Origin of the sequence: Rhizobium sp. YTU87027 (assembly GCF_050644135.1) — a bacterium.
Classification (GTDB): Bacteria; Pseudomonadota; Alphaproteobacteria; order Rhizobiales; family Rhizobiaceae; genus Rhizobium.
The window spans coordinates 3,000,507-3,023,753 of record NZ_CP098440.1 but is presented as its reverse complement, the minus strand read 5'-3'; the positions used below and the strand labels follow the sequence as shown (position 1 = coordinate 3,023,753).

At 61.1% G+C, this 23,247-nt stretch carries 27 protein-coding genes; 10 read left to right on the top strand and 17 right to left on the bottom strand.

Translation table 11 applies throughout. From position 1 onward, the window contains the following. The first annotated feature begins 31 nt into the window (after nucleotides 1–31). The 3 genes from NBG89_RS14985 (at nucleotide 32) to NBG89_RS14975 (ending at nucleotide 1,856) form a co-directional block, all read left to right on the top strand. On the top strand, nucleotides 32–751 hold the full coding sequence (locus NBG89_RS14985; protein ID WP_431320599.1) for a hypothetical protein: 720 nt from the start codon (nucleotides 32–34) through the stop codon (nucleotides 749–751). 65 nt (nucleotides 752–816) lie between these two features. Next, complete coding sequence (hpt, locus tag NBG89_RS14980) at nucleotides 817–1,359, top strand: hypoxanthine phosphoribosyltransferase (RefSeq protein WP_007528026.1); 543 nt, start codon at nucleotides 817–819, stop codon at nucleotides 1,357–1,359. Nucleotides 1,360–1,496: 137 nt separating this feature from the next. After that, a complete protein-coding gene (locus NBG89_RS14975) occupies nucleotides 1,497–1,856 on the top strand; it encodes a response regulator (protein ID WP_007789408.1) in 360 nt (119 codons plus the stop codon). Between the two features lie 23 nt (nucleotides 1,857–1,879). On the opposite strand, the gene NBG89_RS14970 is transcribed toward NBG89_RS14975, so the two are convergent. The 6 genes from NBG89_RS14970 to argH form a co-directional block, all read right to left on the bottom strand. Then, the gene (locus NBG89_RS14970; protein ID WP_088693448.1) at nucleotides 1,880–2,329 is read right to left on the bottom strand and encodes a hypothetical protein; all 450 of its coding nucleotides are present in this window, start codon (nucleotides 2,327–2,329) and stop codon (nucleotides 1,880–1,882) included. A 176-nt stretch (nucleotides 2,330–2,505) separates the two neighbouring features. After that, nucleotides 2,506–2,838: a hypothetical protein gene (locus NBG89_RS14965; RefSeq protein ID WP_431320598.1), complete on the bottom strand. Its 333-nt coding sequence runs from the start codon at nucleotides 2,836–2,838 to the stop codon at nucleotides 2,506–2,508. Nucleotides 2,839–2,959: 121 nt separating this feature from the next. Then, on the bottom strand, nucleotides 2,960–5,650 hold the full coding sequence (locus tag NBG89_RS14960; protein WP_431320597.1) for a TIGR02302 family protein: 2,691 nt from the start codon (nucleotides 5,648–5,650) through the stop codon (nucleotides 2,960–2,962). 172 nt (nucleotides 5,651–5,822) lie between these two features. After that, nucleotides 5,823–7,091, bottom strand: coding sequence for a diaminopimelate decarboxylase (gene lysA, locus NBG89_RS14955; RefSeq protein WP_431320596.1), 1,269 nt, complete (start codon nucleotides 7,089–7,091; stop codon nucleotides 5,823–5,825). 12 nt (nucleotides 7,092–7,103) lie between these two features. Continuing rightward, on the bottom strand, nucleotides 7,104–7,298 hold the full coding sequence (gene lptM / locus NBG89_RS14950) for an LPS translocon maturation chaperone LptM (protein WP_088693451.1): 195 nt from the start codon (nucleotides 7,296–7,298) through the stop codon (nucleotides 7,104–7,106). A gap of 79 nt (nucleotides 7,299–7,377) precedes the next feature. Next, nucleotides 7,378–8,778: an argininosuccinate lyase gene (argH, locus tag NBG89_RS14945; RefSeq protein ID WP_431320595.1), complete on the bottom strand. Its 1,401-nt coding sequence runs from the start codon at nucleotides 8,776–8,778 to the stop codon at nucleotides 7,378–7,380. A 41-nt stretch (nucleotides 8,779–8,819) separates the two neighbouring features. Here argH and tlpA point away from each other — a divergent pair, with 41 nt between their 5' ends. The 4 genes from tlpA (at nucleotide 8,820) to NBG89_RS14925 (ending at nucleotide 11,583) form a co-directional block, all read left to right on the top strand. Next, nucleotides 8,820–9,482: a thiol:disulfide interchange protein TlpA gene (gene tlpA, locus NBG89_RS14940; RefSeq protein WP_431320594.1), complete on the top strand. Its 663-nt coding sequence runs from the start codon at nucleotides 8,820–8,822 to the stop codon at nucleotides 9,480–9,482. Nucleotides 9,483–9,729: 247 nt separating this feature from the next. Continuing rightward, nucleotides 9,730–10,311 carry a TetR/AcrR family transcriptional regulator gene (locus tag NBG89_RS14935; RefSeq protein WP_431320593.1) on the top strand — a complete coding sequence of 194 codons (582 nt, stop codon included), beginning with the start codon at nucleotides 9,730–9,732 and terminating at the stop codon, nucleotides 10,309–10,311. Between the two features lie 13 nt (nucleotides 10,312–10,324). After that, the gene (locus NBG89_RS14930; RefSeq protein ID WP_431320592.1) at nucleotides 10,325–10,618 is read left to right on the top strand and encodes a YciI family protein; all 294 of its coding nucleotides are present in this window, start codon (nucleotides 10,325–10,327) and stop codon (nucleotides 10,616–10,618) included. Between the two features lie 434 nt (nucleotides 10,619–11,052). Continuing rightward, nucleotides 11,053–11,583 carry a hypothetical protein gene (locus NBG89_RS14925; protein ID WP_431320591.1) on the top strand — a complete coding sequence of 177 codons (531 nt, stop codon included), beginning with the start codon at nucleotides 11,053–11,055 and terminating at the stop codon, nucleotides 11,581–11,583. A gap of 41 nt (nucleotides 11,584–11,624) precedes the next feature. On the opposite strand, the gene NBG89_RS14920 is transcribed toward NBG89_RS14925, so the two are convergent. The 7 genes from NBG89_RS14920 to NBG89_RS14890 all read right to left on the bottom strand — a co-directional run bounded on the left by NBG89_RS14920 (nucleotide 11,625) and on the right by NBG89_RS14890 (nucleotide 17,023). After that, nucleotides 11,625–12,506 carry a 3-hydroxybutyryl-CoA dehydrogenase gene (locus NBG89_RS14920; protein WP_088693457.1) on the bottom strand — a complete coding sequence of 294 codons (882 nt, stop codon included), beginning with the start codon at nucleotides 12,504–12,506 and terminating at the stop codon, nucleotides 11,625–11,627. Nucleotides 12,507–12,654: 148 nt separating this feature from the next. Next, on the bottom strand, nucleotides 12,655–13,584 hold the full coding sequence (locus NBG89_RS14915) for an electron transfer flavoprotein subunit alpha/FixB family protein (RefSeq protein WP_431320590.1): 930 nt from the start codon (nucleotides 13,582–13,584) through the stop codon (nucleotides 12,655–12,657). A 25-nt stretch (nucleotides 13,585–13,609) separates the two neighbouring features. Then, entirely contained in the window at nucleotides 13,610–14,359 is a 750-nt protein-coding gene (locus NBG89_RS14910; RefSeq protein WP_431320589.1) for an electron transfer flavoprotein subunit beta/FixA family protein, read from the bottom strand. A gap of 168 nt (nucleotides 14,360–14,527) precedes the next feature. Then, on the bottom strand, nucleotides 14,528–15,319 hold the full coding sequence (locus NBG89_RS14905; RefSeq protein WP_431320588.1) for a rhomboid family intramembrane serine protease: 792 nt from the start codon (nucleotides 15,317–15,319) through the stop codon (nucleotides 14,528–14,530). Between the two features lie 43 nt (nucleotides 15,320–15,362). Beyond that, the gene (locus NBG89_RS14900; protein WP_088693462.1) at nucleotides 15,363–15,941 is read right to left on the bottom strand and encodes a cob(I)yrinic acid a,c-diamide adenosyltransferase; all 579 of its coding nucleotides are present in this window, start codon (nucleotides 15,939–15,941) and stop codon (nucleotides 15,363–15,365) included. 24 nt (nucleotides 15,942–15,965) lie between these two features. After that, entirely contained in the window at nucleotides 15,966–16,169 is a 204-nt protein-coding gene (locus NBG89_RS14895) for a twin transmembrane helix small protein (RefSeq protein ID WP_007790735.1), read from the bottom strand. Nucleotides 16,170–16,189: 20 nt separating this feature from the next. Further along, on the bottom strand, nucleotides 16,190–17,023 hold the full coding sequence (locus NBG89_RS14890) for an SDR family oxidoreductase (protein WP_431320587.1): 834 nt from the start codon (nucleotides 17,021–17,023) through the stop codon (nucleotides 16,190–16,192). Between the two features lie 77 nt (nucleotides 17,024–17,100). On the opposite strand from NBG89_RS14890, the gene NBG89_RS14885 reads away from it, so the two are divergent. Continuing rightward, nucleotides 17,101–18,015 carry a YihY/virulence factor BrkB family protein gene (locus NBG89_RS14885; protein ID WP_088693464.1) on the top strand — a complete coding sequence of 305 codons (915 nt, stop codon included), beginning with the start codon at nucleotides 17,101–17,103 and terminating at the stop codon, nucleotides 18,013–18,015. On the opposite strand, the gene gluQRS is transcribed toward NBG89_RS14885, so the two are convergent. After that, nucleotides 17,980–18,861 (bottom strand): tRNA glutamyl-Q(34) synthetase GluQRS, encoded by an 882-nt coding sequence (gene gluQRS, locus NBG89_RS14880; protein ID WP_431320586.1) that lies wholly within the window; start codon nucleotides 18,859–18,861, stop codon nucleotides 17,980–17,982. The genes NBG89_RS14885 and gluQRS overlap by 36 nt on opposite strands. On the opposite strand from gluQRS, the gene NBG89_RS14875 reads away from it, so the two are divergent. Together NBG89_RS14875 and NBG89_RS14870 are read left to right on the top strand one after the other, a co-directional pair. Then, a complete protein-coding gene (locus NBG89_RS14875; RefSeq protein ID WP_431320585.1) occupies nucleotides 18,860–19,546 on the top strand; it encodes a DNA-3-methyladenine glycosylase family protein in 687 nt (228 codons plus the stop codon). The genes gluQRS and NBG89_RS14875 overlap by 2 nt on opposite strands. Nucleotides 19,547–19,657: 111 nt before the next feature. Continuing rightward, nucleotides 19,658–20,215: an HNH endonuclease gene (locus tag NBG89_RS14870; protein ID WP_007527985.1), complete on the top strand. Its 558-nt coding sequence runs from the start codon at nucleotides 19,658–19,660 to the stop codon at nucleotides 20,213–20,215. Between the two features lie 21 nt (nucleotides 20,216–20,236). Here the strand turns inward: NBG89_RS14870 and NBG89_RS14865 are convergent, their stop codons facing one another. The 3 genes from NBG89_RS14865 to NBG89_RS14855 form a co-directional block, all read right to left on the bottom strand. Beyond that, nucleotides 20,237–20,749 (bottom strand): disulfide bond formation protein B, encoded by a 513-nt coding sequence (locus NBG89_RS14865; protein WP_431320584.1) that lies wholly within the window; start codon nucleotides 20,747–20,749, stop codon nucleotides 20,237–20,239. Nucleotides 20,750–20,771: 22 nt separating this feature from the next. After that, nucleotides 20,772–21,368, bottom strand: a complete 597-nt coding sequence (locus NBG89_RS14860) for a YqaA family protein (protein ID WP_431320583.1) — start codon at nucleotides 21,366–21,368, stop codon at nucleotides 20,772–20,774. A gap of 122 nt (nucleotides 21,369–21,490) precedes the next feature. Next, nucleotides 21,491–23,242: a cation:proton antiporter gene (locus NBG89_RS14855; protein ID WP_431320582.1), complete on the bottom strand. Its 1,752-nt coding sequence runs from the start codon at nucleotides 23,240–23,242 to the stop codon at nucleotides 21,491–21,493. Nucleotides 23,243–23,247: the final 5 nt, after the last annotated feature.

The following is a 23,247-nucleotide window of genomic DNA, read 5'->3' as shown; positions in this document are numbered from 1 at the left end:
TAAAATTTACGACTGAGCAGGATTCGTTTCAATGCCGGATTTCCGTTCGGCCAGAAACCATGTGGACACCGGAAAGGCAGTCATCATGACCTCCTCCTCGTTCAGACGCCAGGCGCCCGGCCGCGCTTATGATTTTCTGCCGCCAGAGCCGACCACGCGCGAGGCCCGCCGAACTCGACCGGTCGATGTGGCCGATGCCGAATTCGTGGTGATCGCGAACAGTCGCGCCCGGACCTTCAATGCACGGAGCTTCAACGATAATCGCCGTCGATCCTCGGCGCCTTCGGTGATCCAGCCTTCATTCCCGCGCGCCTTGATGGAAACATTCATTCGAGCGGGCGAATCCTGGTTGCAGCAGGCATCGGCAAAGACCTTCGCCGCGCTCGTGCTCGCACTGTCGGTGCTCGTGTTCGGTCTCTTCGGTGGCTTCTCCGGCCTCTCCCAAAGCGAAGCTGCATCGACAGACTCGCCGCTGCACTTCTCGCACGTCACGATGACGCCTCGTGACGCGAACGGGATGCGGGTACTGTTGATCAACGGCATCATAGACAATCAGAGCGGTACCACCCAGGTCGTGCGCCCGATCCGCGCGGACCTTTTTGCCGGCGAGCAACTGACCGCGAGCATCGTGATCAACCCGCCTACGGATGTCATTTACGGCGGCCAAAGCCGCGGATTTTCGACAAGAGTGCAATACGCGGGTGGAAAAATGCCGGAAGTCCGGCTCTCCTTCATGCCTGAAAGGCTCTAAAGGGGTGTTTCGCTGCGACGTTTGTGGTAACGGCTTGTGCTTCTATTCATGGAGCAAGCCTTCTTATGCCCGTCGTGCGCGGAAAAAACATTGAACCACTCTTCACCGCCGAGCAGATCGCCGAACGCAACCATGCCATGGCGAAGCAGATCGCAGCGGGACCGACGAAGGACCTGCTGGTCATTGCCGTGCTGAAGGGCTCGTTCATCTTTGCAGCCGATCTTATTCGCGCCCTGCATGACAGCGGCCTAGCGCCCGAAGTCGAGTTCATCACGCTGTCGAGCTATGGCACCGGCACGGTCTCGCAAGGCGTTCGGATCGTCAAGGATATCGATAGCGACGTGAAGGATCGCGACGTTCTCCTGATCGACGACATTCTGGAATCCGGCCGCACACTGCTGTTCGCTAAGGAACTGCTCTACGAGCGCGGCGCACGCAACGTCACGATTGCCGTGCTCCTCGACAAGAGCGTCAAGCGCAAGGAAAAACTGGAAGCCGATTATGTCGGCTTTGAATGCCCCGACTATTTCGTCGTCGGCTACGGCATGGATGTCGCCTACGCGTTCCGCGAACTCCCATTTGTGGGCGTGGTCACCGGCGACGCTTAGGGTCAGAGGCTGACCCTGACTGTGCCAGGATAAGACGGGTTGTTAACCATCCCGTCCATCCCTTCCCGCCGTTTACCGATCGCAAAGGAAAGTCGTGTGATTTCCGTTGCGGGGCATGAAACGGAGTGATGCACACCATGGCAAAAATTCTGATTACGGAAGACGAGGATTCCCTGCGTTCTTTCGTAGCCCGCGCTTTGCGTCTTGACGGTCATGAGACCGAAGAAGCCGCCGACGGTGCGGAAGGACTGGAAAAACTCAGGGACGGCGTCTACGACCTGCTGCTCTCGGATATCCGAATGCCCGTGATGGACGGTATTGAGCTGGCGCATCAGGCAAAATCCGCCTTCCCGGCGCTGAAGATCCTGCTGATGACCGGCTATGCGGAACAGCGTGAGCGCGCTGACGACCTGGCGGAAAAGATCGTCGATGTCGTCTCGAAGCCCTTTGCCTTGCCTGACATCCGCAAGGCCGTCGCGCGTGCTTTGGCCGCCTGAGGCTAACGGCACTCCTCGACCATTCAGCCCTCATCGGGGATGAATTTGCCTTCGTAGCGTACGCGGAAATTGCGGCGCTGGAAGTCCTGCTGAAAACATACAAAGATCAGTTCGATATCGGCCAGGTTGTCGCGCTTGTGGAGCAGGCTGAGCGTCACGACAATGACGCCAGCATAGCCACGCGTCAGTCTGAACGCCGCATTACGGATAGCGTTGGCCTCGGCATCCTGCCGATCGTCGCGCCGTTCGTAGATCACCCAGAAACGACAAATGTCCCAGGTCGAACGGAGGATCTCGGTGATCTCCGCCTGGAATTGTTCGGCATGCATGCCGGGCGACCAGGAGAGAGTCTTCTCACCTTCGTCTGCCACGACGTTGAGGTAGCCATCGTAATCGCCGGTCCGGGAGAGTGCGTTCTCGATCAGCTCAAATGCTGCGTTTTCACCGATTACCGTCTTGAAGAGAATTGCCATCGAATCGCTATCGTTAATCACTTGCAGGGTGACAATACGAAGCTTTCGCCAGTCAGGGCTAGCCTCGGCGACGAAATTAGCAGCCTGGCGTCCGTCAGGTCATGTGCGTGCATGCCATCGTCCCCGCTAGATGGAGACGGTGGCGCAATCGGTAAAGTCCAACCAACCGTGCCCTGTCAATAGTCGGGGCAGGCGGGATTTATCGTCGTTCCGCTGTTTCCGCCCTGCGTCTGCAGCGTGCCGGGAATTGGCTTCGGAGGACAGTTGATGGGTCGCCGCCCCATGGAGCGATTGGACGAGATGCTTCCCGTTGTCTCCATGCTGTAGGGAGCCGGTCTATAGGCGTCCGAATCCCGCCCGCTTCGGCTCGATTCGTAGCCGTCCGCGGCGAGCGTCTTGCTGCCGCTGTTCGTTGTTGCAAAACCACCGATATCCCATGCGCTTGCCGTGCCAGCAGCCATGCCGAATCCAAGAGCGACAGCTGCGATCAGCCCCAATTCCGTTTTCATGGAAGTACCCTCAACTCGTGCCCAAAACGACGCAACCTCGCGTCACAGTAGACACATAGGCATCTGCGGCGTCGGGGCGGCGAATCTCACAGGATTGTGACCCGAATTGGCGCAACTGGGACTACTGGATGTCCAGCAGGCGTTCCAGATAGCGTCGTTCGATTTCCTGCGGTGGGTTGTTGCCCAGCTTTTCGCGAATGGCGTCCAGGATTTCGCGGGCGCGCTGCACATCGATTTCATCAGGTACCTTTACCTGATCTCCGAAATCAGGTCCTTCGGCACGGCGCGGACGGCCAAGCGGGTCGCGGCCGTTCTGGTTGCCTTGCCCGACCTGGCCCTGCTGACCCTGTCCCTGTTGGCCCTGCATGGCCTGCATCATCTGGTTCATCATGTCGCGTGCGCCCTGGCGCAACGCTTCCAACGCACGTCCTTGGCCCTGAATGGCCGGTTCGCCATGACCTTGACCGAGTTCGCGTCCGGCGCCTTCCATTTCGCGCTGGGCCTGGCCGAAGCCTGGGCCGGGCTTGATGCCCATGTCGCCTAGACCTTTTTGCAGCTCACCGAGCTGCTTGCCGAGTTCGTCCTGGCGTGAACGCAACTGCTTCAGGGCTTCGCGCAACTGCTCGGCCGTCATCTGGTCGGACGGCGATTGACTTTGCTGGTTCTGGCCTTGCTGGTTCTGGCCCTGCTGGTTGGGGTCCTGACCCTGGTCTTGCTGGCCCTGCTGCTGATCCTGCTGCATACCGTCGTTGTCCATCGGCATGTCGTCGAGCAAAGGATCGTTCATGCCCATGTTGGGATCGCCGCGCTGCATGCGGTCCTTCAACTGCTGATCCAGCTTGAAGGTTTCTTCCATCAGTTTCTGTTGGTCACGCAGGATCTGGCCGAGCTTGTCCATCTGCTGGCGCATCTGGCTGTTGTCCTGGCCCTGTTGTCCCTGCTGCGGTCTTCCGGCCTGCAGGTTGTTCATCATCCGTTGCAGCTCGGAAAGCATCTGCTGGGCCGCGTCCCGGTTGCCCGAGCGTGCCAGATTCTCGATCTGGTCCATCATCCGCTCCAGATCCTGCTGGCGAATGATGTTCTGGGCGTTCTGGTTCGGCTGCATGGGCGCATTCTGCATGCGCTGCGCGAGCTCCTTCATGTATTCCTGCATCGCCTTGCGCAGCTCGTCCATGAGCTTCTTTATCTCGGCATCAGGTGCATTGCGCTGCAGGGCATCCGCCAGATTCTGCTGGGCATTGCGCAGGTTGCGCTCGGCTTGCGAAAGATCGCCATCCTCCATGCCGATCGCGATATCCCAGAGGTAATCGGCGGTGTCCTTCATCGCATCTTCGCCCTTGGTGAGCTTCATGCGTGTTAGCGCCGATTCCAGCAGCAGGTAGTTCGTCAGGCTTGGAATCGTTTCTTCCGGGCGAATCGTCAGCGCCTCGTTGAGCGCGATCGCCTCCGGCATCTTCCGTGTATCCAGCGCGAAGACCTGCCGCTCCTCGGCGACGGCTGCGGCAAGAGGTTCATTGAATGGGCGAGCGGGCAGCGTCATCTCGTGCGGCGGGCTACGACCGGTCTGGCCTGCTGCGTCCTTTGCCACGAGAGTAATGCGAACCCGCTTGCCCGAAAGCGGATGCTCGGTGAGGTTCTTGCTGGTCAGCCCCTTGGCATCCCGCGAATTGCGGCGAGGGATGTCCAGGCGGAAGTCCGGTAGCGGGTAGAGCGGCGTTGCGGCCGGGTCGGAGTCGACGGGAACGATCTCGGCGCGCGCTTCCTGCACGCCGTAATCGTCCTTGACGATAAAGCCGATTTCAAGCGCGCCGTTGACCGTTGGCTTCGGCATTCCATTGAAGGCGATCTCCGGCGCCTTATCGGAAATGACGTCGAAGCTCCATATACGTCCGTTGACCTCGAGCCTGCCGTTTTCCTCGAGTTTCATCAAATGCGTGGTGGCCGACAGAGCGGCGTTGGTTGCAGGTGCGCCTTCAGCCTGCGGCGTCGCGGGCTGCTTGGCCACTTTCTGGGGCGCGATATCCTGCGCCTCGCCATTCTCATGCCGGAAGACGACCTTCTCGGCTGTTTTGCCGCCGCTGACCCGAACCGTGAGGTTCGAGAGTTCGGGAACGCGGATCGGTCCCTGCTCGGTGCCGTTTGCCGTCAGGTAGATCGGAGCGCGGCCGGTGTAGGAGGGTGGCGTGACCCAGGCATCGATCCGCACGGCAGGATCACTTGCCTGCGGTGTCGGTCGCGGCTGCAGCGCATCTGAAATCGATCCGCCGCTCGCCGACAGCGAATAGGCAAAAGCCATCGCCACAAGCAAAGCCGGAACAGCGCGCAGCGCCAGCCGGTCGTGGGAGGCGATGTCGGGGCGGGGGAAACCGGTATCGAGCGCCGCGATCTTCTCCGCCATCCGCGTCTGGTGCTCACGCCAGAGGGCGCGAGCGACGGGCGTATCGGTTGCGGGCTCGTCTTCTTGAACGGCAACAGGCTGATGCTGCAGGCCGTTGCGCTGTTCAAGCAGCCGATCCGCAGCAGCTACGTCTGGCCAATAAAGTCGGCGAAGGGGAAGGAGCGCGGCGACGAAGGCAACCGCGAAGCCAATCTGCAGTGCCAGGCGAAGCCAGTCCGGCGTGTAGCGGAAGACGCCGAACCAGGATGCCGCGAGATAAAGCGCAACGACCGAGAGAATCGGCAACAGCAGGGGCAGGATCTGCTCGGACAGCAGGACAAGGCGCGCCAGAAAGCGCTTTGCCGCGACCAGCCGTGCCAAGGACGGCTTCAGGGCAAATGCACCGTGTTTCTCCTTGCTGGAGCTCTTATTCAATCCGGTCTCCGCGAGCTGGCTTTCGAAGGCAGAGTGCACTTACGGCGATCGCCGGGGCAGTTCGCTCTCCGTCAAAGATAACATTCTTTGTGGCGAAGGCGAGGGCAAGCGCCGTTCAATGCCGGTTTTTCACGGTTCTTCGCCAAAAAGTGATGCTTTCTCGGGAGCGGGATCAATCCAGCCAGGCGGGCACGGAATCGAGGCCGATCAGCTCTTCATAGGTGCCGCGCGGCCGAATCACGTGGAAATCGCTGCCCTTGACGAGCACTTCGGGAACCAGAAGACGGCTGTTGTAGGTGCCGGCCTGGACCGCTCCATAGGCGCCGGCGGAAGAGACGGCGAAGAGATCGCCAGGCTTCGGCATTGCCATCTCGCGGTCGAGCGCCAGGAAATCGCCGGTTTCGCAGACGGGGCCGACGACATCAGCCTTGATGCGCGGCGCGTTCGCCGCTGAGATCACGACGGGGCGGATTTCATGGTGTGCGTCGTAAAGGGTCGGTCGGATCAGGTCATTCATCGCGCCGTCGACGATGACGAAGGTCTTCTCGCCGCCATCCTTCACATAGATCACTTCGGTCACCAGGATGCCGGCATTGCCGACGATCAGCCGGCCAGGCTCGGTAACGATCTTGCAGTTCAACTCGCGCAGCTGGCCTTTGACGATGTTGGCGTAGGCATCGGGCAGCGGTGGCGGGTTGTTATCCTCCTTGTAGGGGATGCCGAGACCGCCGCCGATATCGACGTGGTGGATGTCGTGGCCATCGGCGCGAAGCGTGCCGACCAGCTCGCGCAGCAGCTTGAAGGCGTCTTCGAATGGCTGCAGTTCGGTGATCTGGCTGCCGATATGCATATCGATGCCGGTCACTTCGATGCCGGGCAGGGTCGCGGCGCGGGCATAGACGGCGCGGGCACGCTCCCAGGAAATGCCGAACTTGTTTTCCTTCTTGCCGGTCGAGATCTTCGCATGCGTCCTGGCGTCGACATCGGGATTGATGCGGAAGGAGACGGGTACTCGTTTGCCCGCCTTGATGGCGCGCTGGTTGAGGATCTCGAGTTCCGGCTCGGACTCGACGTTGAAGCAATAGATGCCGGCCTCAAGCGCAAAGTCCATTTCGCGCGGTGTCTTGCCGACGCCGGAGAACATGATGCGCGATGCTGGGATGCCGGCGGCGAGCGCGCGGCGCAGCTCGCCTTCAGAGACAACGTCGATGCCGGCGCCGAGATTGCCGAGCGTCTTCAGCACTGCCTGATTGGAATTCGCCTTCATGGCGTAGCAGACCATCGCATCGACATCGTTGAACGCCGCTGCGAAGACCTTGTAGTGGCGCTCAAGCGTCGCCGTCGAATAGACATAAAAGGGCGTGCCGACAGCCTTGGCGATCTCCGGAACGGGAACGTTTTCGGCGTAGAGGATGCCGTCGCGGTACTCGAAATGGTTCACGTCGGTTGTCTCTTAGAGAAGCGGATCGAGGATGAAGGGCCGGTCGACGGTGCCGGGCTGTTTGGTCGGCTTCGACGAATCTCCGCCCTTCGTCGCGTTCGCGCTCGGTGGATCGAGATCGCCTTTACGCCCGCACCCGGCGACGGCAAGGCCGATCACGGCGAAAACAACCGTCAGGCGGGCGATCTGCGGCAAGCTCTTCTGCATGGAATTCCTCTTGGGAAGCGGCACTGGTGGACATCTTCATAGCGAAGTTTATCCAGCTTGTGCACCCTGATTGTTGAGGTCAGTTGCGGGCACGCCAGTAGGCGATTTGCTTGCGCACTTCCGAAGGTGCCGTGCCGCCGAAGCTCTTGCGGCTTGCGACCGACGCCTCGACCGTCAGCACGTCGTAGACCTTGTCCGTGATACCAGCGTTGATTGCCTGCAGATCGGCAAGCGAAAGCTCGGCAAGATCGCAGCCCTTGCTCTCGGCAAGCGCCACTGCCCGGCCGGTGACGTGATGGGCGTCGCGGAATGGCAGACCGGCTTCGCGCACCAGCCAGTCGGCAAGGTCGGTCGCCGTCGAAAAGCCGGAGCCGGCGGCAGCCTTCATGCGCGCGGTGTTAACAGTCATGTCACGGACCATGCCGGTCATGGCTGATATCGCCAGCTCCAGGCTCTCGGCCGCATCGAAGACCTGTTCCTTGTCTTCCTGCATGTCCTTGGAATAGGCGAGCGGCAGGCCCTTCATGATCGTCAGAAGCGCGATCAGCGAGCCGTTGATACGGCCGGTCTTGGCGCGCACCAGCTCGGCGGCATCCGGGTTCTTCTTTTGCGGCATGATGGACGAGCCCGTCGAGAAGGCATCCGACAGGCGTACGAAGCCAAACTGCGGCGTCGACCAGATGACGATTTCCTCCGCCAGACGCGACAGGTGCATGCCTGTTATCGCCGCGATCGCCAGGAACTCGATGGCGAAATCGCGGTCCGAGACGGTGTCGATCGAGTTGCGGGTCGGTTCGCGGAAGCCGAGCGCCTTGGCGGTCATGTGGCGGTCGATCGGATAGCCGGTGCCGGCAAGGGCGGCTGCGCCGATCGGGCTCTCGTCCAGATGCTCGATGGCGTGGCGGACGCGCGAGCGGTCGCGGCCGAACATTTCGACATAGGCCATGCAGTGATGGCCGAAGGTCACAGGCTGTGCCGTCTGCAGATGCGTGAAGCCCGGCATGACGGTGTCTGCATGTTCTTCGGCGCGGTCGAGGAAGGCTGCGATCAGATTGGTCAGCAGCTGCTCGGTCTTCTGCAGCTCCTCCTTCACCCAGAGGCGGAAGTCGAGCGCCACCTGGTCGTTGCGCGAGCGGGCGGTGTGGAGCCTGCCGGCGGCCGGGCCGATAAGCGTCGCAAGGCGGGCTTCGACGTTCATGTGAATGTCTTCGAGCTTGCGGGAGAACTCGAAATTGCCGCTTTCGATCTCTGACAGGATCGTGTTTAGCCCTTGGACGATCTTGTCCTTATCATCGGCCTGGATGATGCCCTGGTGGGCGAGCATGGTGGCGTGAGCGATCGAACCACGGATGTCCTGGGCAAACAGCTTCTTGTCGAAACCGATCGAGGCATTTATCTCCTCCATGATCGCATCTGGGCCGGAAGCGAAACGTCCGCCCCACATCTGGTTGGAGGATTTGGTGTCCGTGCTGTCGGCCATGACGATGCCTGCCTTGAAGAACGCGTGTTTCGGAGAATGAAATGACGACAAGAACGCCCCTGCGCCTGCCATCCCTGAAGCTGATCGGGATCGCGGCCGTCGCAGGCATTATTGCCGGTGCGGCAGCGGTTTACATCAGGGAAGCCGGGTCTGGCAATGGCGGGACGCAAACGGCGTCGGGCGAATGCGCGGCGGCAAAAGAGACCGCCACGAGGATTGCGCCACTGCTCAAGGGACAGGTGGCGGCGATGGTTGCACCTGATGAGCACCGCAGGCTCACCACCGTTGCCTTCAAGGGCGCCGACGGCAAGCCGATGACGCTCGATAGTTTTGCCGGCAAGACCGTGCTCTTCAATCTCTGGGCAACCTGGTGCGTACCGTGCCGCGAGGAAATGCCGGCGCTGAACGCGCTGGAGAAGGAGTTGGGCAGCGACAAATTCCAGGTTGTGCCGGTCAACATCGATACCGGCGACGACGAGAAGCCGAAGGCCTTCCTCAACGAAATCGGCGTCGATGCGCTGCAGCTTTACCGCGACAACACGATCGAGGTGTTCAACAGCCTGAAAAAGGAAGGCCTTGCCTTTGGCCTGCCCGTCACGCTTCTGATCGACGGCAAGGGCTGCCTGATCTCCGCCATGAACGGCCCGGCCGCCTGGGACAGCGACGACGCCAAGGCGCTGATCAGGGGTGCGGTGGGGTCGTAGCCGGCAAGGCGTGCTGTGACCGATGCGATCATCGGTCAGCGTCGCCTATCGGCCCAAACCAGCCATTCGGCTGGTGTCGGCCGCTTGTGGCCGTTTTGCCCGTGAGTTCCCCGACAGAAACTATCTTGACAAGTCCGCGAGCAGAGAGCTTGTCGCGAATGGTCGGAATCTTGCGAGAGATTGCGGCTTTGACAAAATAGGTCAGTTGTCCTAGTGATGCTTCATCAAACTAGGACAACCGACCTAAATGCCGGAGTCATCTACTCGTGAACTGATAATCGAAGCGGCCGACTCGCTCTTTTACGAGGGTGGATTCGAGGCGACGTCATTTGCCGACATCGCAGCCGCCGTAGGCATCTCGCGCGGCAATTTCTATCACCATTTCAAGACCAAAGACGCAATATTAGACGCCGTGATCACGCGCCGCATGGAGAGGACGCGCGCGATGCTCGATGGTTGGCAAGCCGATGGCGAGGGCCCCCGCGAGCGCATCTTATCCTTCATTCATATGCTGATCGCCAACCGGGCGAAGATCATGGCATTTGGTTGCCCTGTCGGCACACTCTCCTCTGAACTCGCCAAGCTCGATCATGTCGCGCAAGGCCGCGCGGCCGAAATCCTGATGCTATTCCGCGACTGGCTCGCCGGGCAGTTCCGCGCATTTGGCGCCGGCGATCAAGCCGAGACGCTGGCACTGCATCTTCTGACATGGTCGCAAGGGGTGGCAGTCATGGCCACGGCGCTCCGCGACGAATCGTTCATCCGCAGCGAAGTCGCCCGTATCGAACACTGGCTGGCAACCTTGCCGGACCTTCCCTCTCCAAACTGACCAAGGAGCGCCGATGCTTGTCACCTTCCTGAAATTTGCCGACAACCGTGCCGCCGCGGCCGAGTTCATGGCGGCCCACAACGACTGGATCGCGCGGGGCTTTGCGGATGGCGTGTTCCTCTGCGTCGGCTCGCTTCAACCAGCCGCCGGGGGTGCTATCTTCGCCAACGGCGAAAGCCGGGCCGACCACGACGCACGTATCGCCGCCGACCCTTTCGTCGCGCAGGGGATCGTAACCGCCGAAACCTATGAGATTGACCCGAAGCGGACCATTGCCGCGCTGGATTTCGTGAAGATGCCAGCATGAGCCCGACTGTGCCTGGCCCGGATAGACGCCCTCGCTGCCGCTGGTGTGCCGCCGCGCCCGAATTCTTCGCCTACCATATGAGGTTCGGCATTTGCGTGGGCTCTCCGGAGCGATGGTTTGGACACCGCAGGCGGATGCGCCATGCGGAGGGGAAGCCGTGGCCGGCTCGTGAGCGTCGACAACCTGGAGTGCGTGCTCGAAATAGATCGTGCGACCAGCGATATTGAAGGCCCATTGCCGACCCGGTCGTGCGGCGCTAGATTGTGAAGGGGACGCCATCGCGCGCTTAGCGATAAGTTGGAGCCGCGACCGCATTGATGCCCAAGGGACGGCGTCTCCCAAGCTTTTGAAGCTTCAGCTCGCTCCGCTCGGGGAGCAGGCGAGCACTACAGAACGCAATTCAGTCTATTGGTGCGACAGCGTAGGAGGCGTTAATGGCAATTTCGCGCAAGCAGGCGGAGCGGTTGCTCACGGCGGACGAATGGCAGCTCGTTCAGAAAACCCACCATCCGGCCATGCAGGACTTGTCGGATGCGGATCTCTCGGATCTCGCCAAGCGAATACGCGAAAGGCGCGATCGGGCGCAGAGCGAGGCGAACAGGCAGCGCAGGGAAATCCGAGGCAAGGTGCAACCCAAAGGGGCGACGCCAGCGCGCAAGGATACGGGCACGCGAGCCAAACTCGAAGTTCTTGCCATGGGCGTACGCAGTGTGAATGCCGAACAAGCCCGTCGGCGCAGAATGCTTGCTAAAGTTCGGATGGTCGAGAATCTGCGGGCTGCGTTGGCGCGAAAGAAAGAAGCGAAAGGCGAGAAGGACGAGGCTTTCAACACACGCCAGGCGCATGCAGGCATGCACTCGATCGAAAGCTCAAAGCGCAAGAATCTCATCCGTCCGATGGAGCGAGGCAGATTGCGGAAGGCCGGCGCTGTTTCGCAGGCGAAGCGTGACGCGCGCGGCGCATAGGCGGCGCCCATATCTCGTGGTCTTGCGAGATTGGTGATGTCTTAGCGGGTCGGGATCGGCGTATCGCCGCGGTAGTCGTAGAAGCCGCGGCCGGATTTGCGGCCGAGCCAGCCGGCTTCGACATATTTCACCAGCAGAGGGCATGGACGATATTTCGAGTCGGCCAGGCCGTCATGCAGCACCTGCATGATCGACAGGCAGGTGTCGAGGCCGATGAAATCGGCAAGCTGCAGCGGTCCCATCGGATGGTTGGCGCCGAGCTTCATGGCGGTGTCGATGGCATCGACGGTGCCGACGCCCTCGTAAAGTGTGTAGATCGCTTCGTTGATCATCGGCAGCAGGATGCGGTTGACGATGAAAGCCGGGAAATCCTCGGCGACCGTCACGGTCTTTTCCAGCGATGCGACGAATTCCTTGGCTGTCGCGAAGGTCACTTCGTCGGTCGCAATGCCGCGGACGAGTTCCACGAGTTTCATGACCGGAACCGGATTCATGAAATGAATGCCCATGAAGTGTTCGGGCCGGTCGGTGGCTGAGGCAAGCCGGGTGATCGAGAGCGAGGACGTGTTGGTGGCGAGGATCGCTTCCGGCTTCAGGACCGGACAGACCTGGGCGTAGATCTTGCGCTTGACGCTTTCGTCCTCAGTCGCCGCTTCGATCACGAGATCGGAAGCGGCAAGATCGTTGATGTCGGAGGAGCCGGAAATCAGCGCGAGGGTGGCGGAGCGTTCGTCGTCCGTCATCTTGCCGCTCGTCACATGGCGGGCGAGGTTGCCGTTGATAGTGGCAAGGCCGTGCTGGACGCGTTCGTCGGAGAGGTCGTAGAGCTGGACCTTGTAGCCTGCATCCGCCGAGACCTGCGCGATGCCACAACCCATCTGGCCTGCGCCGATGATACCAATCGTCTTCAACACCGCGTTCATCTCCAAACCCCCGCTCGGCATACGCCCCCGCGCTGCCGCATTTTTCTAACAGAACTGCCGGGCAAATGATCGCCCGGCAGAAGTAGTAGCCCTTAAAATGATAATTTTCCAGTCATTCGCAAGTGCGAAATGAAGGCAGATGCTCGGTTCAAAGCGCCTTCTGCAATTCCGGCAGGACATCGAAGAGATCGGCGACGAGACCGTAGTCTGCGACCTGGAAGATCGGGGCCTCCTCGTCCTTGTTGATGGCGACGATGACCTTCGAGTCCTTCATGCCGGCGAGATGCTGGATCGCACCGGAGATGCCGCAGGCGATGTAGAGCTCAGGCGCGACGACCTTGCCGGTCTGGCCGACCTGCCAGTCGTTCGGGGCGTAGCCGGCATCGACGGCGGCACGGCTTGCGCCGACGGCGGCGCCGAGCTTGTCGGCCACCGGCAGGATGACTTCCCTGAACTTCTCCGCCGAGCCGAGCGCGCGGCCGCCCGAGATGATGATCTTCGCAGACGTCAGTTCCGGACGGTCGGAGGCCGACAGTGCATCCTTGACGAAGGTCGACAGGTCAGGATTGGCAGCGGCGGCGATGGTTTCGACCGGAGCCGAACCGCCTTCGGCAGCGGCGGCGAACGAGGCGGTGCGCACGGTGATGACGCGTCTGGCGTCGGTCGTCTGCACCGTCTGGATGGCGTTGCCGGCATAGATCGGCCGCTTGAAGGTGTCGGAAGAAACAACTTCTGTTATTTCCGAAACCTGAGCGACGTCGAGAAGAGCTGCGACCCGCGGCATGACGTTCTTGCCGGTCGAGGTGGCGGCGGCGATGATCGTGTCGTAGCTGCCTGCCAGCGAAACGATCAGCGCGGCCAGCGGCTCGGCGAGATTGTGGGCGAGGCTTGCATCCTCGGCAAGGAGCACCCTGGACACGCCCGACAGCCTGGCGGCCTGATCGGCCGCAGCCCTGGCACCGGCGCCGGTGACGAGGATGGTGACGTCGCCGCCGATCTTGGCGGCCGCCGTCAGCGTCTTGGCGGTCTGGTCGGAAAGGTGGCTGCCGTCGTGGTCAGCCAGAAGAAGAATGGCCATGGATATATCTCCCTGTCTCGGAACCTTAGAGGACGCCGGCTTCGACTTTAAGCTTCTCAACCAGCTCGGCGACCGACTTGACCTTGACGCCGGCCTTGCGGCCCGATGGTTCCTCGGTCTTCAAGACCTTCAGGCGCGGCGCGGTGGAGACGGAAAAATCGGCAGGAGCTTGTCTGTCGAGCGGCTTCTTCTTCGCCTTCATGATGTTCGGCAGCGAGGCATAGCGCGGCTCGTTCAGGCGCAGGTCCGAGGTGACGACGGCGGGCAGCTTGATCTCGATCGTCTGCAGGCCGCCATCGACTTCGCGCGTCACCTGAGCCTTGCCGTCACCGATCTCAATCTTCGAGGCGAAGGTCGCCTGGGCGAGCCCAAGCAGGGCCGCCAGCATCTGGCCGGTCTGGTTCGAGTCGTCGTCGATCGCCTGCTTGCCGACGATGATCAAGCCCGGCTGTTCGGCGTCGACGACGCCCTTCAGGATCTTGGCCACAGTGAGCGGCTCGACTTGATCGTCTGTCTCCACCAGGATCGCCCGGTCGGCGCCCATGGCGAGCGCGGTGCGCAGCGTCTCTTCCGCCTTGGCCGGACCGATCGACACGACGATCACCTCCTCGGCCTTGCCGGCTTCCTTCAGCCTGAGCGCCTCCTCGACGGAAATCTCGTCGAACGGGTTCATCGACATCTTCACATTCGCAAGCTCGACGCCCGTGCCATCCGGCTTCACCCGGATCTTCACGTTGTAGTCAACCACCCGCTTCACGGGGACGAGAATTTTCATGGGGTCCTTCCTTCAACTCTTTCGCCAAGAAAATGCGCGTTTCGGCGCTGCTCCGATTGTCGAATGGCGACATGGATACGCGTTTTTCCTCCAAACACAACGCTTCCATGGCGCAGACAGGCAAATTGAGCTCGTCAATATATGACGTTTACGTTCACGTCAATATTGTCACTGCTGCCTGTTCCAGGGAGGGCGCGGGCATAACTGCTCGCCGGGTGCCGCGACCATCGCCGGGTTGGCTGTGGGACGGTCTTTGACAGCTCTCGGGGTGACGACTTCCCGATCGAACAATGGGACGCCACGGCGGCGCATGAGAAGGACCAACAGGCCGCCGGCGACGATGCCGCCGACATGGGCGCCCCAGGAGATGCTGCCATCGGGCTCCAGGACCAGCATCACGAATTGCTGGCCAATCCAGAGAAGGAGCGGGACGAAGGCCGGCAGCGGCAGCGGCACGCGCATCAGCACCAGCACCCAGACCTTTACGCGAGGATGCAAGACGACGTAGGCCGTCACCACGCCTGAGATCGCGCCGGAGGCGCCTACAAGCGGTGCCTCCGATGTCGTCCCCACGAGGCCATGGACGAGAGCGCCGGCCGCCGCGCAGAGCAAATAGAAGACAAGAAAGCGGAGGTGCCCCATCGCGTCCTCGACATTGTCGCCGAAGACCCAAAGGAAGAGCATGTTGGGAGCAAGATGCCAGAAACCGGAATGCACGAAGGAGTAGGTGATGTAGGTTAGCGGTTCCGGGATGAAGGCCAGCGCCGGTTCCAGCCTCGCGTGGTGAAAGGCAACCGCGGGAATGTAACCCAGGCCGACAATCGTGGCCTGCGACACGGATTGGCTGGCGACAACCCCGGTGAAGAGCCAAACCGCGAGATCCACCGCAATCAGCCCCATGGTGACCCATTGGACCTTGATATGCTTCAGCGTATTGGCGTCGTGCAGCGGTATGAACATGAAGCCTGCCCCCGGCGTTCGCGTCACATGATTGCGGAGGAACCTACCTGTTTTTTCCGGGAACCCAAAGCACATCGGCATGGCCGCGGTCATTGGCGTGACGGGCGGCGACGAAAAGGAAGTCCGAAACCCGATTGACATATTTTAATGCGGCGTCGCTGACGACCTCGCCATCTGCCCGGGCAAGCTCGACCATCAGCCGCTCGGCGCGGCGTGCGATCGTGCGGGCGAGATGAAGGTGAGCAGCCGCCGAGTGCCCGCCCGGCAGCACGAAGGACTTCAAGGGCTGAAGATCGGCGTTCAACTCGTCAATGTCGCTCTCGATGCGTGCGACCTGGCTATCGACGATGCGCAGCGGTTCGTGTGCCGGCGGCTTGCCGTCGTCAGGTGTCGCAAGATCGGCGCCGAGGTCGAAGAGGTCGTTCTGGATGAGCGTCAGCATCCTCTCAAGGACGGGCATGCCCTGCATATGAAGCCGTGCGACGCCGATGGCGGAGTTGGCCTCGTCGATCGTGCCGTAGGCCTCGACGCGCAGATCGTATTTCAGCCGACGTGGCCCGGAAACGAGTGCGGTTGTGCCGTCGTCGCCGGTCTTCGTGTAGATCTTGTTGAGCCGTACCATACCTGCCCCCTCTCTTTTCCCGTCTTAGCTAGGGCGGCCGCCGCCAGTCAGCCAGAGCGTCAGCATGATCAGGAGCACGGCGATCGCCTGCAGCAGCACACGCAGCTGCATCAGCTTGTTGGAAAGGTTCGGGTTGCCGCCCTTCATCATGTTGAAGAGGCCGCGAATCAGTACCAGGGCGACGATGCCCATGACGATGATCGCGAGGATGTAGGTGACCGTGGACATGCTGGCTTTGGCTTTCCTGATTAGTCCACCCAGCGCATCAGGCGGTAGAAAAGGTCTGCGGGCAGCAGCCTTTTCAGCACCATCCCCTGCTTTGCCGGCGTGGTTACGGGGTAATGTGGTTTCGGATTGTTCGAGTTCAATGCGTGCTTCAACACGGCATAGACCGCGTCCGGACCGAGCTTATGTCGATTGGGACGGCCCGATCCGTCAAGCCGTGCAAGCTGACGGCGGTAATCTGCCGCATGCACCGAGTTTTTCATGTCGATATTCTCATTGATCTTTGCGAGCGCGTTTGCGGTGAAGCGGGAGGTGATCGGACCCGGTTCGATCAGGCTTACGTGGATACCACTACCCTGGAGCTCCATGCGAAGGCTGATGCTCAGACCCTCGAGAGCGAATTTGGAGGCGGTATAGGCGCCGCGGAAACGGTACGGCACGACGCCGAGGATCGATGAACACTGGACGATCCGGCCCTGGCCGCGCTTGCGCATCAGCGGCACGATCTGGCGCGTCAGCTCGTGCCAGCCGAAGACGTTCGTTTCGAACTGAGCGCGCAGGGCCTCGGTCGGAAGGTCCTCGACCGCGCCGGGTTGCCCGTAGGCGCCGTTGTTGAAGAGCGCATCGATGCGTCCGCCTGTCAGTGCGGTCACATCTCGCACCAAGTCAGAGATTGTATCGGGGCGGGTGTAGTCCATGCGGAAGACTTCGATGCCGTCCGCTTCGAGCGGTGCCAAATCATCGAATTTGCGTACCGTGGCAAAGACTCGCCAGCCGTCGGCTTTCAGCGCCCGGGCGCAATGCGCGCCGATCCCGGAAGAGCATCCTGTCACGATGATTGTACGCTGATCCGACATGGAATGATTCCTGTACAAAATGGGAGTGGTTTCCCATATTCGAACGGGCGACACAACGACCAAAGCCGGGAGACGGAATGCCGAAGATAATGCGCATCTTCTATGATGTGGTCTACGATGCTATCTGCCACCTTATTGAAGACGACGGCTTCGCGATGGCGAGCCATGTCGCATTGTCTACGCTTCTGGCTGTCTTTCCGTTTCTCATCTTCGGGACCACGCTTGCAACCTTTCTGGGTGCCGACCAGTTCTCGGATCGGGCAATCCATCTGATCTTCGATACGTGGCCGGAGGCGATCGCCAAGCCGTTGGTCGACCAGGTAATCCAGGTCCTGACGGTGCCGCGCGGCGGTCTGCTGACCGTGTCTGTTCTGGCGGCGGCATACTTTGCCTCGAACGGGGTCGAAGCGCTGCGGATATCGCTGAACCGCGCCTACCGTGTTCAGGAAACGCGGCCATGGTACATCACCCGCCTTGCAAGCCTTGGCTATGTCATCATCGCCGTCATTATCTTTGCCGCCGTCAGTATCCTGCTTGTGGCCGTGCCGCTTGCCCTCGACTATGCGCGCCAGTGGTTCCCGCTTTTCGCCGATACGCTCGAAGTCGTCTTCAGCTGGCGCGTCTACGGAACGCTGTTCATGCTGACCGTCGGCCTTTTCGTCGTTCACCTGTGGCTGCCGGCCGGGCGGCGCCGTGTGTTCGACGTTGTGCCAGGCGTGCTTGTGACGCTGCTGCTTTGGTTGGCGGGAGCCCTGATTTTTGCCTATTATCTGGCGACGTTCGCCAACTACACCGCGACCTATGCGGGTCTGGCGTCGGTGATGATCGTTCTGATTTTTCTCTATATGGTCGGCGTGATCTTCATCATTGGCGCTGAGATCAATGCGGCCCTCCTGAAGTTTCGCGTACGCGCGATCTTCAAGAACAATTTCCTGGGCAGGGGGCAGAGCAAGACGTCAAAGCCCCACAAGGCGGCGGATATCGGCCGGTGAAAGCCCGCGCCCGCGGAGTTCAGCGAGCCCGGTGTCGCTCTGGCTCTTGGAGAGTTTTCGACCGTCCTCATCGGTGATCAGGCGATGGTGGTGATAGATCGGTGCCGGCAGGCCGAGCAATGTCTGCAGCAATCGATGCACCGACGTCGAATGAAAGAGATCGAGCCCGCGAACCACGTGGGTAACCTCCTGCAGGGCGTCATCAAGGACGACCGAGAGATGGTAGCTTGACGGTGCATCCGACCGCGACAGGATGACATCTCCCCAGGCACCGGGATTTGCGGCGATCAGGCCACGATTGCCGTCGCCGGTTTCCTCCCAAGAAAGGGTGGCGCCCACTGCCTCCAAGGCCTTGCCCATGTCGAGCCGCCATGCCTGCTTTACGCCCGATGCAAGCAGCTGCTGCCGGTCGTATTCGGCGCGCTCGCGATCGTCTGGAGGATAGAGCGGCGAGCCGTCGGGGTCTCGCGGCCAGGGAGTGCCATTTGCTTCGGCGGCGACAACCCGTGTTTTTGTCTCGCCTCGCGTCATGAACGCGGGATAGGCGAAGCCGAGGTCGATCAACCGCTCAAGGGCTGCCTGGTATTCCGCGAAATGCTCCGACTGGCGCCGCACGGGCTGTTCCCAGTTTATGGCCAGCCATTCGAGGTCGGCATAGATGCCAGCCTCGAATTCGGGCGTACAGCGTGTCAGGTCGATGTCTTCGATGCGCAGCAGAAAGCGTCCTTCCGTCGATGCCGCCATGTCCCGGTTTAGAAGGGCCGAGAGCGCGTGGCCAAGGTGGAGCGGGCCATTGGGGCTGGGCGCAAAACGAAAGACAGGCTTTTGACGAGGAATCGCGGTCATGCTTTCTTCTGCCATGGATTCGGTGGGATCGCGAGGAAGCGTGTTGATCATTCGCAGCGATGATGATGTGACGGAGGGGTTGGCGAACCTGGTTCGGCTAGACCCGCGGCTTGCTGCCATTGCAGCGGAGACCGGACCGCTTCCCTTGCGGTTGCGTGAACCCGGTTTCGAGGGGCTTGCCCACATTATCGTCTCGCAAATGGTGTCGCGCGCCAGCGCCGAAGCGATCTGGCGGCGGATGCAGCCAGCCGAAGGCGTGCTGACGGCGGAGAATTATGTGCTCCTCCGTCCCGAAGCTTGGCGAGAGTTTGGCCTGTCGCGTGCCAAGGCGGACACGCTCTTGCGAATTGCCGGAGCTGTTGCCTCAGGTCGCCTCGATCTTCTCGCGCTCTCCGCCTTGCCACCTGAGGAGGCGCTGGCTGAACTTACGGCGCTCAAGGGTATCGGTCCCTGGACAGCCGAGGTTTATCTGATGTTCTGTGGTGGCCACGCAGACGTCTTTCCCTCCGGTGACGTTGCCCTGCAAAACGCGGTGGCTGCGGCATTCGGTCTCGCTGCTCGCCCGCAAGCGCGCGAACTGGCGTCCTTGGCCGGCGCGTGGTCGCCGTGGCGATCCGTCGCGGCCAGGCTTTTCTGGGCTTATTACGCCGTCAGGCTCGGACGTGGCGTGCTGCCGATCGACTAGGCAGCGGTGCCGTGAATAACAGGATTGATGCCTGAATTTATTAGACTTCACAATGCCGTCACAACCGGCCTAATATAAGGGTGCAGATGCCGAATCGATCAGGAGAGTCCCTTGACGATTGCAGTCTCCCCACAGGCCCTGCCAGCGCTCGTCCTGAACGCTGACTATAGGCCCCTGAGTTACTACCCCTTGTCGCTGTGGTCCTGGCAGGACGCGATCAAGGCGGTGTTTCTCGACCGTGTGAATATCATTGCTGAATACGAACATTCGGTGTCTTCACCGAGCTTCTCGATGCGGCTTCCAAGTGTCGTCTGCCTCAAGACATACGTCCAGCCTTCCCGCAATCCGGCTTTTACCCGCTTCAACGTGTTCCTGCGTGACAAGTTCGAATGCCAGTATTGCGGCGAGCATGACGATCTGACCTTCGACCATGTCATTCCGCGCGCGCATGGCGGCGAGACGACATGGGAAAACGTCGTTGCAGCCTGCTCTCCCTGCAATCTCAGAAAGGGCAGCAAGCTGCCCAAGCAGGCTGGCATGTTCCCGAATCAGAAGCCCTACCAGCCGACGGTGCAGGACCTGCACAATAATGGTCGGCTTTTCCCGCCGAACTACCTGCACGACAGCTGGCTCGACTATCTTTACTGGGATAGCGAACTGCAGCCCTGATCAGGCCGCCATTCGTCAGGCTCAGGCCGTCTTGCGGACGCCGATGAAGGCGAAGGCCGCCAGGACGACGCTTGTGATCACGTTCCAGCCGGCGAAGGAGAGGCCGAGGACGCGCAGCGCTGCGTCGGTGCAGGACGGCCCCTTGATGCTGTTCAATTCGCTCAGCAGGTCGCCGGCATTTTGTGTCATGCTGCCGGCTGTTGTGGAGCAGGTGGCTGGCCCTTCCCAGAAATGCCACTCGACACCGGCATGATAGACGCCCATGCCGGCGCCAACGACCATCAGGATGCCGGCGGCGAGCAGAAATGCACGACCAATCCAGCTGGGAAGGCCGACCGCGGAAGCGACCGCGCCGAGGATCGCGATCGGAATGCCATAGTAATAGGGCTGGCGCTGCAGCAGGCAGAGCGCGCAGGGGATGTAGCCGCCAAGATACTGGAAGCCGAGTGCGGTGCCGACCACGACCGCCATGCCGAGGGCGAGCACCAGCGAATAACCGACGACCGGGCGAGCAAGGGAAAACGAGGCAGGCATGAACAGACTCCGCGCAAATGGCTCAATGGGCAAGTAGTTTATAGGCAATCCCGAGGGCGATGGCGACGGCGGCAATAATGCCCGCTATCTGCCCGAGACGTTTTTCGATGAAATGGCGGATCGACTCACCGTAACGGCGCAGCAGCCACGCGAGGAAGAAGAAGCGCGCGCCGCGGGCCACAATCGCCGAGATAATGAAGAAGCCGAGATTCATGTGAATGACGCCGGCGAGGATCGTCACCACCTTGATCGGCGGCAGGTGTGCCAGGCCTGAGGTGACGAGCAGCAGCAGCAGGATTTCCCACTCGTCGTGGATATAGAGCCGGAGCTGCTCGAAGGCATCGAGCTTTCCGTAGAATTCCAGAATCGGACGGGCAATCGCGTCATAGGCGTAGTAGCCGAGCATCCACCCGGCGATGCCACCGAGGACGGACGCGACCGTCGCGACCAGCGCGTAGCGGTAGGCGCGCTCCGGCTTTGCGAGCGCCATCGGCAGGTAGAGAACGTCGGCGGGAACAAGAAAGATGGAACTTTCGACGAAGGCGATAACGGCGAGCCAGACTTCGGCCGATTTCCGGCCCGCGAGAGACATGGTCCAGTCGTAGAGTCTGCGGAGCATTCCAATCCTTTCGCGTCGAGCGCATGAGCTTTATGGGGCGTCGGTGCGGCTGTAAATGGTCGCTGTGTCGTTCGTAGGGTGACGCGCCAAAAAAATCTTCGTGATCAAACTGAGCGCGGCGCTCACGAGGCGACGCTGGAAGGCTGGTTGTGCCTTTGCCGCATGACGTTCATTTCCGTTCGCTCGCGCGCCATTTCGCTGACGGCATGGCGCAAAACGGGATGCTTTGCGGTGAACATGTTGAAATCGCGCCTTTCCAGCACAAAGAACTGGCAGAAATCCACAGCGACGACGTCCGCGGTGCGGCGCCCGCCGCTGAGCAGCGCCATCTCGCCGAAAAACGCACCGGGCTCCAGCCGGATCGGTCCGCCGGGCAATTGCACCTCCACAGCGCCTGATGATAGGAAATACATGCCATCGCCTCGGTCGCCCTTGCGGACAACACGCTCGCCGGGCAAGGCGGATTTCGGCCGGAAGAGGAGCAGCAATTCCTCCTGAGAATCTTCGTCTACCTTTGCAAACAATGGGAAGGTTTCGATAAGCTCCTGCATCTCGAGCTGGTGCTTGCGCTCGCGCGCCTCGTTGACCGCCCGGATCTTCTCAAGTTCGCGGCCGAGTATCTCATGCCGGCGGCGACCGAAGTGATTGCTGAGCGTCGGCCATCTGGCGTGGACCTGGGTGTGCAGCGCTTCGGCACCCATGCAGACAAGTGGATTGAGGGTGATCGAAATAATGGCGGACGCGAGGATGATATCCTGCCCGTCATTCGGCAGTAGCCCGAGAGAAATGCCGAGACTTGCAAGAATGAACGAGAATTCGCCGATCTGTGCCAGTCCGCCTGAGACGGTCAGCGCCATTCCGATCGGATAGCGGAGCATGACCACGATGAGGAAGGAGATGATGGTCTTGCCGACGATGATCAGCGCCAGCGCGCTGATCACGGCCATCGGCTGGCGCACCAGGATCGAAGGATCAAACAGCATGCCGACGGATACGAAGAATAGCACCGAGAAGGCGTTCTGCAGCGGTAGCGAATCGGCAGCCGCCCGATGGCTGAGATTGGATTCACTCATCACGACGCCGGCGAAAAAGGCGCCGAGAGCGAAGGAGACGCCGAAGATTTTCGCCGACCCGAACGCGATGCCGAGCGCAATGGCGAGGACCGTCAGGGTGAAGAGTTCGCGTGAACCGGTTCGGGCGACCAGCGTCAAGAGCCAGGGAACGATCTTTGGTCCGAGAAAGACCGCCATGACCGCAAACGCGCCGACCTTCAGAAGCGTCAGGGCAATGGTCACTGGAAGCGGCAGCCCGACGCTTTGTGCAAGGCCGCCGCCGGCGGCATGGCCCCCAAGCAATTCGGCGACGGCGGGCAGAAGCACCAATGCCAGGACCGTGGCAAGGTCTTCGACGATCAACCAGCCAACGGCCACGCGGCCGCTGGCCGAGTTGAGCAGATTCCGCTCCTCCAAGGCTTTCAACAGTACAACCGTGCTTGCTACTGACAGGCTGAGGCCGAAGACGATCCCCGCGCCAAGCCCCCAGCCCCACCATTTGACGAGGACGACACCGAGCAGGGTAACGATAACGATGCGTGCGATTGCGCCGGGCACGGCGATGCCGCGCACCGCGAGTAGATCGGCGGTGGAAAAATGCAAGCCAACGCCGAACATCAGCAGGATGACGCCCATCTCCGCTAATTGACTGGCGAGCCCAGCATCGGCGACGAAGCCGGGTGTCATGGGCCCCATGGCGATACCCGCCAGCAAGTATCCGACAAGCGGCGGCAGCCGCAGCCGGTCGGCGATATAGCCGAGTATCGCCGCAAAGACGAAACTGACGGCAACTGTGGCAATAAGCGAGACTTCCTGATGCACGCGTG

What these genes read in the sequence shown, in the direction of transcription:
- NBG89_RS14985 (WP_431320599.1), top strand. Translation starts at nt 32, where the DNA reads ATGCCGGATTTCCGTTCGGCCAGAAACCATGTGGACACCGGAAAGGCA.
- hpt (WP_007528026.1), top strand. Translation starts at nt 817, where the DNA reads ATGCCCGTCGTGCGCGGAAAAAACATTGAACCACTCTTCACCGCCGAG.
- NBG89_RS14975 (WP_007789408.1), top strand. Translation starts at nt 1,497, where the DNA reads ATGGCAAAAATTCTGATTACGGAAGACGAGGATTCCCTGCGTTCTTTC.
- NBG89_RS14970 (WP_088693448.1), bottom strand. Translation starts at nt 2,329, where the DNA reads ATGGCAATTCTCTTCAAGACGGTAATCGGTGAAAACGCAGCATTTGAG.
- NBG89_RS14965 (WP_431320598.1), bottom strand. Translation starts at nt 2,838, where the DNA reads ATGAAAACGGAATTGGGGCTGATCGCAGCTGTCGCTCTTGGATTCGGC.
- lptM (WP_088693451.1), bottom strand. Translation starts at nt 7,298, where the DNA reads ATGCAGAAGAGCTTGCCGCAGATCGCCCGCCTGACGGTTGTTTTCGCC.
- argH (WP_431320595.1), bottom strand. Translation starts at nt 8,778, where the DNA reads ATGGCCGACAGCACGGACACCAAATCCTCCAACCAGATGTGGGGCGGA.
- tlpA (WP_431320594.1), top strand. Translation starts at nt 8,820, where the DNA reads ATGACGACAAGAACGCCCCTGCGCCTGCCATCCCTGAAGCTGATCGGG.
- NBG89_RS14935 (WP_431320593.1), top strand. Translation starts at nt 9,730, where the DNA reads ATGCCGGAGTCATCTACTCGTGAACTGATAATCGAAGCGGCCGACTCG.
- NBG89_RS14930 (WP_431320592.1), top strand. Translation starts at nt 10,325, where the DNA reads ATGCTTGTCACCTTCCTGAAATTTGCCGACAACCGTGCCGCCGCGGCC.
- NBG89_RS14925 (WP_431320591.1), top strand. Translation starts at nt 11,053, where the DNA reads ATGGCAATTTCGCGCAAGCAGGCGGAGCGGTTGCTCACGGCGGACGAA.
- NBG89_RS14920 (WP_088693457.1), bottom strand. Translation starts at nt 12,506, where the DNA reads ATGAACGCGGTGTTGAAGACGATTGGTATCATCGGCGCAGGCCAGATG.
- NBG89_RS14915 (WP_431320590.1), bottom strand. Translation starts at nt 13,584, where the DNA reads ATGGCCATTCTTCTTCTGGCTGACCACGACGGCAGCCACCTTTCCGAC.
- NBG89_RS14910 (WP_431320589.1), bottom strand. Translation starts at nt 14,359, where the DNA reads ATGAAAATTCTCGTCCCCGTGAAGCGGGTGGTTGACTACAACGTGAAG.
- NBG89_RS14905 (WP_431320588.1), bottom strand. Translation starts at nt 15,319, where the DNA reads ATGTTCATACCGCTGCACGACGCCAATACGCTGAAGCATATCAAGGTC.
- NBG89_RS14900 (WP_088693462.1), bottom strand. Translation starts at nt 15,941, where the DNA reads ATGGTACGGCTCAACAAGATCTACACGAAGACCGGCGACGACGGCACA.
- NBG89_RS14895 (WP_007790735.1), bottom strand. Translation starts at nt 16,169, where the DNA reads ATGTCCACGGTCACCTACATCCTCGCGATCATCGTCATGGGCATCGTC.
- NBG89_RS14890 (WP_431320587.1), bottom strand. Translation starts at nt 17,023, where the DNA reads ATGTCGGATCAGCGTACAATCATCGTGACAGGATGCTCTTCCGGGATC.
- NBG89_RS14885 (WP_088693464.1), top strand. Translation starts at nt 17,101, where the DNA reads ATGCCGAAGATAATGCGCATCTTCTATGATGTGGTCTACGATGCTATC.
- NBG89_RS14875 (WP_431320585.1), top strand. Translation starts at nt 18,860, where the DNA reads ATGCTTTCTTCTGCCATGGATTCGGTGGGATCGCGAGGAAGCGTGTTG.
- gluQRS (WP_431320586.1), bottom strand. Translation starts at nt 18,861, where the DNA reads ATGACCGCGATTCCTCGTCAAAAGCCTGTCTTTCGTTTTGCGCCCAGC.
- NBG89_RS14865 (WP_431320584.1), bottom strand. Translation starts at nt 20,749, where the DNA reads ATGCCTGCCTCGTTTTCCCTTGCTCGCCCGGTCGTCGGTTATTCGCTG.
- NBG89_RS14860 (WP_431320583.1), bottom strand. Translation starts at nt 21,368, where the DNA reads ATGCTCCGCAGACTCTACGACTGGACCATGTCTCTCGCGGGCCGGAAA.